This is a genomic window from Corallococcus sp. CA054B, assembly GCF_003611625.1.
Lineage (GTDB): Bacteria > Myxococcota > Myxococcia > Myxococcales > Myxococcaceae > Corallococcus > Corallococcus coralloides.
The window spans coordinates 1-11,922 of the sequence record NZ_RAVY01000133.1; the positions used below are offsets into that span (position 1 = coordinate 1).

6 protein-coding genes and 1 pseudogene are annotated in these 11,922 nt (G+C 71.6%); 6 read left to right on the forward strand and 1 reads right to left on the reverse strand.

Annotated features, from left to right (window positions below; translation table 11 throughout):
• The 6 genes and pseudogenes from D7V80_RS27460 to D7V80_RS27485 all read left to right on the forward strand — a co-directional run.
• Window positions 1-454 (forward strand): annotated as a pseudogene (locus D7V80_RS27460) (DUF58 domain-containing protein); the annotation flags it as partial.
• A complete protein-coding gene (locus tag D7V80_RS27465) occupies window positions 451-2,184 on the forward strand; it encodes a BatA and WFA domain-containing protein (protein WP_120590976.1) in 1,734 nt (577 codons plus the stop codon). The pseudogene D7V80_RS27460 and the gene D7V80_RS27465, both read left to right, overlap by 4 nt.
• Window positions 2,181-4,922, forward strand: a complete 2,742-nt coding sequence (locus D7V80_RS27470; protein ID WP_120590977.1) for a VWA domain-containing protein — start codon at window positions 2,181-2,183, stop codon at window positions 4,920-4,922. Before D7V80_RS27465 ends, D7V80_RS27470 begins: the two co-directional genes overlap by 4 nt.
• Window positions 4,923-6,259: 1,337 nt before the next feature.
• Window positions 6,260-7,942 carry a hypothetical protein gene (locus tag D7V80_RS27475; protein ID WP_233585766.1) on the forward strand — a complete coding sequence of 561 codons (1,683 nt, stop codon included), beginning with the start codon at window positions 6,260-6,262 and terminating at the stop codon, window positions 7,940-7,942.
• Window positions 7,943-9,839: 1,897 nt separating this feature from the next.
• Window positions 9,840-10,568 (forward strand): hypothetical protein, encoded by a 729-nt coding sequence (locus tag D7V80_RS27480; RefSeq protein WP_120590990.1) that lies wholly within the window; start codon window positions 9,840-9,842, stop codon window positions 10,566-10,568.
• 47 nt (window positions 10,569-10,615) lie between these two features.
• Window positions 10,616-10,951 carry a response regulator transcription factor gene (locus D7V80_RS27485; protein WP_233585767.1) on the forward strand — a complete coding sequence of 112 codons (336 nt, stop codon included), beginning with the start codon at window positions 10,616-10,618 and terminating at the stop codon, window positions 10,949-10,951.
• Here D7V80_RS27485 and D7V80_RS27490 read toward each other — a convergent pair.
• Window positions 10,934-11,914, reverse strand: coding sequence for a DUF4438 domain-containing protein (locus tag D7V80_RS27490; protein ID WP_120590980.1), 981 nt, complete (start codon window positions 11,912-11,914; stop codon window positions 10,934-10,936). The genes D7V80_RS27485 and D7V80_RS27490 overlap by 18 nt on opposite strands.
• Window positions 11,915-11,922: the final 8 nt, after the last annotated feature.

Here is an 11,922-nt window from a genome sequence, read left to right on the forward strand (position 1 = left end):
GGCGTGCCGCGCGGCGCTGCGGGGGGCGGAGTTCGAGGCGCGGGATGACCTGGCGTCGGCGTTGGGGCGGCTGCCGCCGTTGCGGCCGTGTGGCCTGCGGGTGGTGGTGAGCGACTTCCTCTTCGAGACGGACCTGGAGGCGCTGTGCGCCCGGCTGTCGCGAGGAGCGTCGGCGCTGTTCCTGGTGCAGGTGCTGGACGCGGAGGACCTGGAGCCCTCGGGCGGTGACGGCGCGCGGCTGGTGGACGCGGAGAGTGGCGTGGCGCTGGAGGAGTTGCTGACGGACGGCGTGCTGGCTGCCTACGCCCGCCGCTTCGCGGAGCACCAGCGTGCGCTGCGAAGCGCGGCGGTGCGGGCGCGGGGAACGCTGCTCACCGTGAACGCGGCGGAAGGACTGCGGGCGCAGGTCGCGGGGCCGCTGCGCGCGTTGTTCGTCGCGGGAGGCGGGGCGTGAGCTTCGGGCTTCCCTGGGGGCTGCTGGCGCTGGGCGCGCTGGTTCCGCTGGTCGCGGCGTACTTCCTGCGCCGTCGGCAGAAGCCGGTGGTGGTGAGCGCGCTGTTCCTGTGGCGCACGCCGCGCCCTCGCGCGGAGGGAGGGCCCCGGTGGGAGCGCTTCACGCGTGAGGCGTCACTGCTGCTGGAGGCGCTCGCCGTGCTGGCCGTCGCGCTGTACCTGGCGGACGTGCGGCTGGGGGAGAGCGCTCGGCGCCGTCACCTGGTGCTCGTCGTGGACGGCAGCCTGTCCATGTCAGCGAGGACTCCGGATGGCAAGACGGTGCTGGAGCACGTGCGCGCGGAAGCCGCGAAGCGCGTGGAGTCGGAACGCGCGACGCACGTCACGGTGCTCGCGAGCGGCGTGGCGCCGCTGGTCCTCGCCGGACCGGAGGCCGATGCATCACGGGCCCTGGGCGCGCTGGAGTCCTTCGAGGCGCGGGGGCCGGACCATGACGTCATGGCTTCGCTCCTGTGGGCGCAGGAGCTGGCCGGCCCCGGCAAGCGCGTGCACTTCTTCACCGACGCGCCGCCCTCCGAGGACACGACCGTGCCGCCCTCCGTGCGCTGGACGGCGCTGGGCCATTCCCAGGGCAACGTGGCGGTGGTCTCCGCGCAGCGGCGCGACGAGGGCGGCCGGGCCACGGTGACGCTGCGGGTCGCTCGCTTCGGCGCGGGGCCTTCGGAGATTGAAGCACGCGTGCGCGCGGCACCCGGGCCGGGCGCCCGCGAAGGCACCGAACGCACGGAGCGCATCGCATTACCGGAAGAGGGCGCCGCGACCGTGCGCCTCACGTTCCGCGAGGCCGGTGACGTGGAGGTGTCGCTGCCGGACGACGCGCTGCCCGAGGACGGACACGTGCGCCTGCCTCCGTCTCCCGTGATGCCGGTGGCCGTGGGGCTGACGGAGGGCCTGTCGCCCGCGTCGAAGCAGGCGCTGGAGCGCTTCCTGGCGGTGTCTCCCGATGTGGCGCGCGGCCCTCCTGTTCCCGGCGCGCCGGTGCTGTCCGTCGGCCCCTCGCGCGCGGAGGCCCGCGTGACGCTGGGCGCGGAAGGGCCGCTGCGCACCTTCGTGGGGCCGTTCTTCACGGAGAAGGGCAGCACGCTGATGGATGACGTGCAGCTTTCGGGCGTGCGGTGGACGGCGGGCGCGAACCCTCCGGGCCGTCCGTTGATGACCGCGGGCGAAGCCGTGCTCGTGTCGGAAGAGGAGGGCGGGCGGCTGCACCTCAACGTGGACCTGGCGCGCTCCAACCTCCAGCGGACCACCGCCTGGCCCGTGCTGCTGGGCAACGTGGTGCGCGAAGCGCGGCGGCTTCGCGAGGGCTTCCCCCGGCGTCAGCTCAACCTGGGCGAGGCGCTCTCCGTGGTGACGGAGGCCGGTGCTCGCTACGCGCTGAAGGGCCCTTCGGGCCGCAAGCCCGTGTTCGGCGCGGGCGCGCTGAGCCTGCCCGCGCCCACCAGCCCCGGCCGTTACGTCCTGGAGCGCGACGGCCGTGAAGTGGACTCGCTGGAGGTGCTGGCGCTGGACGCGCGGGAGTCGGACCTGCGCGGCCGGGGCAGCGCGGACGTGGCCGCGAAGGAGGCGGGCGAGGACTCGGAAGAGACCCGCGGCCATGAGCGCGCCCGCTGGCCCCTGCTGGTGCTGCTGGCCGCGCTGCTGGCGGACTTCTACGTCACGAGGAAGGCATGACCTTCACCCTTCCCCAGGCGTGGCTGCTGTTGTTGCCGCTGGGCCTCTTCCTGTGGCGCTACGGCCGGAGGCCCGGCCCGCCCATGGTGCTGCGATGGGTGCTGCTGGTGCTCGGCGTGGCCGCGCTGTCCGGGCCGGAGCTGCGGCTGGCGAACGCGGGCAGCGACGTGGCCGTGGTGGTGGACCGTTCGCGCTCCATGCCGCTGGACGTGGACCGCGTGGCGCAGGAGCTCATCTCGCTGGTGGAGTCCCAGCGCCGGCCGGGCGACCGCGTGGGCGTCATCACCTTCGGCCGCGAGGCGCGGGTGGAGTCCCCGCTGTCGGAGTCGGGCCGGTTCGGCGGCTTCACGCGGCCGGTGGACGCGGAGGCGTCGGACCTGTCGGCCGCGCTGGACGCGGCGGGCGCGCTCATTCCCCCCGAGCGCACGGGCCGGGTGCTGGTGGTCTCCGACGGCCGGTCCACCGGCGCGGATGCCCGGGGCGCGACGCGGCGGCTGGCGGCGCGAGGCATCGCGGTGGACTACCGGCAGGTGTCCCGGCCGGAGCCCGCGCTGGACGTGGCCGTGGTGTCGCTGGACGTGCCCGCCACCGTCTCCGTGCGCGAACCCTTCCAGTTCTCCGCCGTGGTGCAGGCGACCTCGGCCGTCACGGGCACCGTGCGACTGGAGCGCGACGGGAAGGTGCTGGTGAAGGGGCCGTACGACTTCAAGCCCGGACCCAACCTGCTGCCCCTGCGCGACTTGCTGGAGGAGCCGGGGCTCGTGCACTACCGGCTCACGGTGGAGGTGCCCGGAGACGGCGTCCCGGAGAACGACGTGGGCGTGGGCGTGCTGCGCGTGGAGGGGCCGCCGCGCGTGTTGCTGCTCACCGCGCAGCCGTCAGGCACGCTGTCGAAGGCGCTGGCGGCGACGGGCATGGCGCTGGAGGTGAAGGCGCCGTTCCACCTGTCGCTGGAGGCGCTCGACGGGGTGGGCGTGGTGGTGCTGGAGAACGTGGACGCCAACGCGCTGGGCGAGACGGGGTTGAACGCGCTGGCGGACTACGTGGACCAGGCGGGCGGTGGGCTGGTGATGACGGGAGGACGGTCGAGCTTCGGCGAGGGCGGCTACCGGCGCTCGCCCTTGGAGCCACTGCTGCCTGTCTCACTGGAGATGCGCGAGGAGCAGCGGCGCGCGTCGGTGGCGATGAGCGTGCTCATGGATTCGAGTTGCTCCATGGGCATGCAGGTGCCGGACGGGCGCACGAAGATGGAGCTGGCGGCGGAGGGCGTCACGGCGGCGCTCACGTTGCTCAACGCGAACGACGAGGCCTCCGTGCACATGGTGGACACGGAGCCGCATGAAATCTTCCCCTTGAGTCCGGTGAGCAAGGGTCTGCCGTTCGACCAGGTGGCGCGAGGCTTCAGTGGCGGCGGCGGCATCTACGTGGGCACGGCCCTGCGCACGGGCAGCAAGGAGATCCTCCGCAGTGAGAAGCCCACGCGGCACGTGGTGCTGTTCTCGGACGCGGCGGACTCCGAGGAGCCGGGTGACTACCAGGAGACGCTGGCTGCGCTGCGAGCGGCCAACGTGACGGTGTCGGTCATCGGCCTGGGCAAGCCCACGGATCCGGACGCGGACCTGCTGCGCGAGGTGGCCCGGCGCGGCGCCGGGCGCATCTACTTCGCGGAGGACGCCATGAGCCTGCCGCGCATCTTCAGCCAGGAGACGCTCGCGGTGGCGAGGGCCACGTTCGTGGACGAGCCCTCGTCGTTGGAGGCAGCGCCGGACCTGCCGCTGCTGGGGCCGCTGCCGACGACGGGCCTGCCACAGGTGGGCGGCTACAACCTCACCTACCTGAAGCCCCGGGCGAACGTGGCGCTGCGCACGTTGGACACGAACGCCGCGCCGGTGCTGGCGTTGTGGCCGCATGGAGCGGGGCGAACTGTGGCGCTCACTGCGGAAGTGGACGGCAGGTACACGGGGGAGTTGCGCGAGTGGGGCGCGCTGCGGGCGACGCTGGAGGCGGTGGTGCGCTGGGCGATGGGGCGGCCGACGCCGAAGGAAGAGGCGGTGGTGCGCTCGGAGCGCCAGGGCAACGTGCTGCGCGTGACGTTGGACCTGCCGCCGGGTGAGCCGATGCCGGGCGCGTTGCCCACGGCGGTGCTGCTGGCGGGCGACGGGCGCTCCGGTGTGGAGAAGCCGCTGCACTGGGAGGACGAGGACCGGCTGGTGGTCGAGTACCCGCTGACGGGCAGCGGCACTTGGCATCCGGTGGTGAAGTGGGGCGGACGCGTGTTGAGGGCGCCACCGGTGGCGCTACCGTACGCGCCGGAGTTCGAGCCGGGCAGCGCGAAGGAGGGCCTCAAGCTCCTGCGAGCGCTGGCGGCGGTGGGCGGGGGCCAGGAGCGGCTGTCGATGACGGGCCTCTTCGCGGAGGCGCCAGAGTCGGAGGGGCGCGTGGCGTTGGCGCCCTGGCTGGTCGCGTTCGCGCTGGCGGCGATGCTGGCGGAGGTCGCGGTGCGCAGGTTCCTCTCCGCGCCGCGAGTGCGGGCGGCGCGGGAAAAGCCCGTGAAGGAAGCCAGCGCACGTGAGCCCAAGGCGGCACCGCGCACGGACGTGCAGCCCTCCGCGACGACGCCCAAGCCTGTTCAGGAGGCTTCCGCCGAGCAGAAGCCGGAGCCTCCGAAACCGCCCGCTGGGGTGGACTCCGCGCTGGAGGCCGCGCGGGCACGGGCACGGCGCCGCACGGGGCGCTGAGCCGACCTGCTCGGGCGCACGCGCACGCGCACGGCGTTAGGTCCTCTGCGCGGCACGCTGTCCACAGGAGGAGAAGGGAGAACCCCGATGGGGCTGCCCGGCAGCGGCGCACTCCGCGAACCTGTCCGACAGTCGGACCGGTTTGAAGGACCGCGGTTCGGGGACTCCCGGTCCACCTGGACAGCGGAAGCCTGTCCGACAGCCGGGCCGGTTTGAAGGACCTCTGCTCGGGGGCGTTGGGTGCACCTGGACAGCGGAAACCTGTCCGACAGTCGGACCGGTTTGGAGGGATCTCGGCTCGGGAACTCCCGGTCCACCTGGACAGCGGAAGCCTGTCCGACAGCTGGGCCGGTTTGAAGGGCCTCTGCTCGGGGGCGTTGGGTGCACCTGGACAGCGGAAACCTGTCCGACCGGTCATACAGGTTTGGAGGCCTGCGGCTCGGAGGCTCCCGGTCCGCCGGGGCAGTGGAAAACCTGTCCGACTGTCGGACCAATTCGAAGGCTCGCCGCTTGGGGGCCTGGGGTTCACCTGGGCCGCAGAAGACTTGTCCGACTGTCGGACAAGTTGGGGGACCACGGCTCGGGACCTTGGGCCCACCTGGGCAGCGCAAACCTGTCCGACAGTCGGACCGGTTTGGAAGGACCTCGGCTCGGGGGGCTTTGGGGCGAGCTGGGCAGCGAAATCCTGTCCGACAGTCGAACTGGTTTGAAGGCTCTCTGTTGGGAGGCCTCTCGCCACCTGGACCGCGGAGAAACCTGTCTGACAGCCGGACCGGTTGGGAGGATCTCGGCTGAGGAGCCTCTGGGCATCTAGGCCACGGGAAAACCTGTCCGACAGTCGGACCGGTTCGGCTGACCTCGGCTTGGGGCCACCTGGGCCACTTGGGCCGTGGAAAACCTGTCCGACAGTCGGACCATTCGGAGGGCCTCGGGTCGGGAACTCCCGGTTCGCCTGGGCCGCGGAAACCTGTCCGACAGTCGGACCGGTTTTGAAGCCCCCCGCTCATCGGCTTCCGGTCCACCTGGGCTGCGGAAACCTGTCCGACCGGTCGTACAGGTTTGAAGGGCTTCGGCTCGGGGTTTTGGAGCCGCCTGAGCACAGCGGAAGCCTGTCCGACAGTCGGACCGGTTTGGAGGGCCTCGATTGGGGGACTCCCGGTCCACCTGGGCCGCGGAAACTTGTCCGACAGTCGGACAGGTTTGGAGACTTCGTCGCGGGGCCGCTGGTCCACCTGCGCGGCGGGAGGTGGGCAACGGGGAGCAGGGGGCCTGGTGGTACGGGACCTTTGCTCCGTGCGTTCTGAAGCCGGGGTTGCTTTCGGGGTATGACGGCGCCGATGACGGAGCCCCGGGCCTTGCGGTGGGGGCTGGGTGTCGTCCTGGGTGTGCTCGCGCTCCAGGCCTCGCGCCTCGCACTGCACAAGGCATTCAGCATCGACGAGTTCCAGTACGCCCATGCCGCGTGGCTCATGGCCCACGGGCAGGTGCCCTACCGCGACTTCTTCGAGGTGCACTTCCCATTCGTGTACCAGCTGCTGGCGCCCCTGTTCTGGCTGCTTGGAGATGATCCGCGCAACGTGCTCGCGCTTCGGGCCGCGATGCTCGTGCCGCTCGCGGGGGCGTGTGTCTCCGTGTTCTTCCTCAATCGGCGGGAAGGACGCATCGCCGCGCTCCTGGCTCCGGTGCTGCTGCTCTGCTCGCCCGGCTTCCTGCACTTCGCCACAGAGGTGCGTCCGGATGCCCTCACCGCCGCGCTCTTCCTGGGCGCACTCGCCGCCCTGTCCGTGCAGCCCGGCTCCTTCCGCTCGTCGTTCCTGGCGGGGGCGTTGCTCGTCGCCTCCGCGTGGGGCTCCCAGAAAGCGCTCTTCTTCGGCGGGCTCGTGACCGCCGTGCTCCTGGCGGACCTCCTGCCGCGCAGGAATGCTTCCCCCTCGCTCATCGCCGCGCCTCGCGCATTCTTCTCGGGCATCGCTGTTGCGACGAGCGCGGTGGCGGCCTACCTCACGGTGACGGGCTCGTGGGGCGCATGGTGGCGGTGGTGTTTCGTCTGGGCTTCCGAACACCAGCGCCACTACCCGGGCTTCTCGTGGCGCGAATACCTGGTGCCGGCCCTGGAGGCGCAACCCGCGTTCTTCCTCCTCGCCGCTGTCGGGTTCGTCGCCACGTTCCTTCGCTTGCTGAAGCACCCGCGCACTCCGGACCTGCTCCTGTTCGTGGCCGTGCCCGCGACCTTCGGCGCCTATGCGCTCCAGCGCGCTCCGTTCCCGTACAGCCTGCTGCCGTTCCTGGGCGTGCTCGCGCCCTTCGCCGCGCGCGGCGTCTTCGTCGTGCTCGCTGGATTGCGCACTCCCGCTGTGCGGACCCTGGGGTTTGCCGGGCTGGGGGGCCTGTTCGTTGTCCAGGCCGCGCGCGTGGAGGCCCTGCTGGATGGCGGCGGCAATGCGCGGCAGCGCGAGGTGCTCGCTCGTATCGCGGCGCTCACGGGACCGGAGGATGTCGTCTACGACAACTCGGGGGGCTACGTGAGCCGGCCGCACGCTCACTTCTACTTCTATACGGACGCGTATCTGCGCGGCTCACTCGCGGGCTTGCTGTCCGATGAAATGCCCCGTGTACTCGTGGAGCAGGGCTGCGTGCTGCGGGTGGATGACCTGCGTACCTCCGGCCTTCCTCCAGCGCTGCGCCGCTTCCTCGACGCGCACTACCAGCCCTACGACGGTGACCTGTATCTGTGGGGACAGCGCTACCGCGTGCCCTCGGACTCTGGCGCACTGGAGGACCGCTTCCTCGCGGTTCGCGCCGACCGCTACTTCGTCCAGCCCTCGAGCACTCTCGACGCCGGCGCGCTGTTCATCGATGGCGAGCGCATCACCACTCCTGAGTTCACGCTGTCCCAGGGGGAGCACACCCTTCGCTATGAAGGGCGTGCCGAGGCCTTCCAGCTCCTGTGGCTGCCCCGCGACGCGAAGCGCTGGACGCCACGGCCGGGGGCACCGTCCACGTACTCGCGCCTGTTCTGAGCACGCGTCGAGAGCAGGCGAGCTGGCGTGGAGGCAGCCTTCCGGGATGACGGCACTGTCGTCCTGGAGGTCCGCCGTGGTGCCTCCATCCTGAACTCAACCGTGGAGCCCGGCTCCGGGTCGAACTTCCCTGCGCAAGGGTGATTCCTACTGTGCGTGGGCAGGTTGGTTCTCAGGGGAGGTTGCCGTGGCTGGTGATGATTCGGGGCGGAAGCGGAACCGTGCGCCCGTTACCTCCCAGGGCGTGATGTCGCTCCTGGAGCGCTGGGTTTCCGACCTCGAACGGGATGCTCCCTTCTCGCGGGCGGATGCGACGGAGTCACGTCCGCGCACTTCTGGAGCCGCTGCTCGCTCTGGCGACGAGCCGCTCGAGGCTCCTGGCCCAGGCGGCCGGACGACGCAGGGGGAGTCCTCTGATTCTTCCCGCGCGGCCCGGGAGGAACTGCATCCATCGCGTCGCGGCTCCGGCTCCAGGCCTCCCGCTTACACGAGGGAAGACGGCTCATCGGGGACCGCGAGTGCGCCGCTGCATCCTCCTCGTCCGAACCCTGATCGATTCTCCGAACCGAGGCCCAGCCGTCATGCCTCTTCTCGCGCGGCCAGGGGGGAAGGGCGCCCTGCGCGTCCTGACCGTGCGCCGCTCTCCGAATCGAGGTCCCGTACTTCTTCTTCATCCGACGCCGCTGGCGCCGCACGTGAAGGCATGCCCCCTCCGCGGTCCGGTTCCAACCGACTCGCCGAATCAGCGCCTCGGCCCCGGATGCCGCAGGGCGGAGCCTCCGCTTTTGGTGAGGAACTGCGCCCTCCACGTTCCGGCCGCAGTTCGCTCTCCGAGCCCTCGCCCCGAGTCCGGATGCCGCGGGGCGGAGCCTCTGCTTCTTCCCGCGCGGCCCGTGAAGAGCGCCGCCGCGAAGCGACTCCGTTCAGCGAACAGGGTCCCCGCGCCGATTCCGTTCGCGCGGCGCGTGAGGATCATCACCTCGATGTGGAGCCGTTCAGCGAACGGGCGCCCCGAATGCCGGCGGCATCGGAACGCTCAGCCCGCGATGCAAACCGCCACTTGAGGTCCGGCGCGGATCCGTTCACTGCGTCAGGGGCGGCTGCTTCGCGTTCGGAGCGTGAGGCGAGACGCCAGCCGAGCATGGGTGCGGATCCGTTCACTCCGCCAGGGACGGCTGCTGCTCGTTCGGAGCGTGAGGCGAGACGCCAGCCGAGCATGGGGGCGGATCCGTTCACTGCGTCAGGGGTGGCTGCTTCTTGTTCGAACCGTGAGGCAAACCGCCACGCTCGCTCTGGTGCGGATCCATTTGGAGAGCCAGGGGCGGACTCTGCTCGTTCGCATCGTGAGGCGAGACGCCAGTCGAGCATGGGGGCAGAGTCATTGGGAGAGTCAGCGGCGGCTGCTGCTCGTTCGGCTCATGAGGCCAGTCGTCACGCTCGCTCTGCCACGGATCCGTTCGAGGAAGAGGCGGCTGCTGCTTGTTCGGTGCATGAGTCCAGCCGTCACGCTCGCTCTGGCGCGGATCCGTTCGAGGGAGAGGTGGCTGCTGCTCGTTCGGTTCGTGATGCAAACCGCCATCCTGGCCCTGTCGCGGAGTCGGAGACGGCCTCTGCCCGTTCGGCCCATGAGGCAAGCCGCCACCCTGGCACGGGCGTGGATCCGTTCGCGGCGCCAGAGGCGGCCTCGGCTCGTTCGGTCCGTGATGGGAACCCTCATTCACGCTCTGGAGCGGACCCCTTCAGCACTCCCGAGCCGGCACCTGGTCGCGCGTCCCGGGAGGAGAGCGTCCACCTCTACTCCGGAACCGACTTCTTCACCGAGACGCAGCCCCGCGAAGCGGAAGCGCAGGACTCTCCCTTCCGCGCTGCACGTGAGGAGCTCCGGCTCCAGGGGCCCGTGGTCACCTTCCCGGATGGCGCGCGAATCGTCCTGGGCAACGAGGGCGGCCGACCCATCCATCGCGGCACCGTCGCGGTGCGCGGCCCGTGCGCGCCTTCGCGCGAGGAACTCATGGGACCAGGCCTCACGGAGCCCCAGGCCCGCGCTCTGGACTTCGTCCTCGCCTGGTTCGGGCACCCGTTCGACTCCGTCACCTCCGAACCCCAGTCCGGCGCCGAGCCCCGGTGGGGCGTATGGCCCCTGTCAGGGCCCACGCTCATCGCCGCGCTCGCCCACTGGAAGCAGCATGAACCCGAGGCGTTCGACGCACGCCTGGGACGGCTGGGGTTCGAAGCCTCGGCCCTGTCCCTGTTCGCCGAAGACCCCCGGCTGCTCGCGGCGCTCGCCCGGGCCGGCCGGGAGCGCGGCGCGCAACGGGCTCAGCTCGAAACGCTCGTCACGCACGTGCTCCGTCCCATGCTCGACTCCTGCGCCCAGGAAGGGACCGCCGTGGACGCACCCGGTGGCCTCTTCGTCTCGGCCCGCGCGCTGGCGCTGCTCTTCCACGCCGAGCTCCGCTTCGGCCGCCGCGGCGTCACGCGGCTCGTGACGCTCGCACGTGAACGGCCGGAGCCTCCCGCCGCGGGGGAGCGCCTCGCGGAGGACCTGCGCGCCACCGGGCGCTCGCGCGAAGCCTCCGAGGTCTGGCGCATCCTCACCACACCCGAACTGGCGGACCCTTCCTAGCGCACGCCATGCGGACGCCTCTTCCACCTGGGAGCCATGTCCTGCTCGTGGTCCCCGACCTCGGCGCCCCCCAGGAGCAGAACCGCGCCCTGGCCGGCGAGCTCATCCTCAACGGGCAGCGCTACCACCTGGTGCCCGCGGAGGACTCCGCGCCCGCGCCCACACCCGCGTCCGACGTGCGGCTGCTCACCTCGCGCGAGCTGCAGGTCGTCTCATGCGTCTGCGCGGGCTGGGGCAACAAGCAGATCGCCACGAAGCTCCACATCAGCACGTGGACCGTGGCGGCCCACCTGCGGCGCATCTTCGTCAAGCTGGGCGTGGACACCCGCGCGGCCATGGTGTCGCGCTGTCTGGGCGCGGTGTCCCTACCACCGACCCCGTGACGAACCGCGCGCCGGCGGGGCCACGTTCCGGCGCAGCCCCAGCACGAGCGCCACGTTGGCCTGGGGCCGGCACACCAGCCGCACGCACTCCGCCGGACAGATGAGCAGCGGCGTCACCCCGGGCCCGTGCCCCGCCACCTTGCTGTCCGAATGGACCACCACCCCCACCGTGATGGCCCCCGACCGCCGCGAGGGCCCGAAGCGGTAGTCCAACGGACACACCGCCACCAGGTCCCCCAGCCGGAGCGCGTTCAGCCGGTGCCTGCGCACCAGCCGCGCATCCGACAGCTGGATGTCCAGGTCCCCCAGCACGCCCTCCGAACGCCCGAACCCCGAGCCCATCAGCTCCGCGGGCACCGTGTGCGTCACGGGGACCACCAGCCGCCCCGCTTCCGTCCGCACGCCCCAGCGCCGCAGCAGCCGGGGCGACAGGTTCAGCGCGCGCACCTGCGGGAAGTCCGGCAGCTCCAGCCCCTGGCCGTACGCATCCAGCTGCACGCGGTCCCCGATGCACAGCCGGCGCTTCACCGCGGGCGGGAAGTCCACGATGACGTGGTTGATGCCGCCGTGCTTGCCCACCACCGTGCCCACGGCGCCCCTCGCGGGACCGCTCGTCACGCGCGCGCGGTTGCCCACGCACGCATAGAACATCAGCGCCCGGTTGGAGCCGCCGCGCTGGCCGACGTCGTCCTTCCCCGTGTTGTGCAGCGACACGCCCGCTTCCATGTGGTCCGCGGCCAGCCCCACCGCGCGGTCTCCCACGCGGCGGTTGAGCACGATGCCGCCGCTGCCCGGCACCAACCGGGGCACCCCATCCCGGCCAATGCGGTAGGGCGACGCGCGCACGACGGGATGGGACACCTGGCCCGCCACCGCCGAGGCCACCATCCGCGACACGTTGGTGCGCGGCGCCGAGGCGGCCCTCGTGCCCGCCTCCATCAGGGGATGCAGCGGGATGTCCATGACGCGCC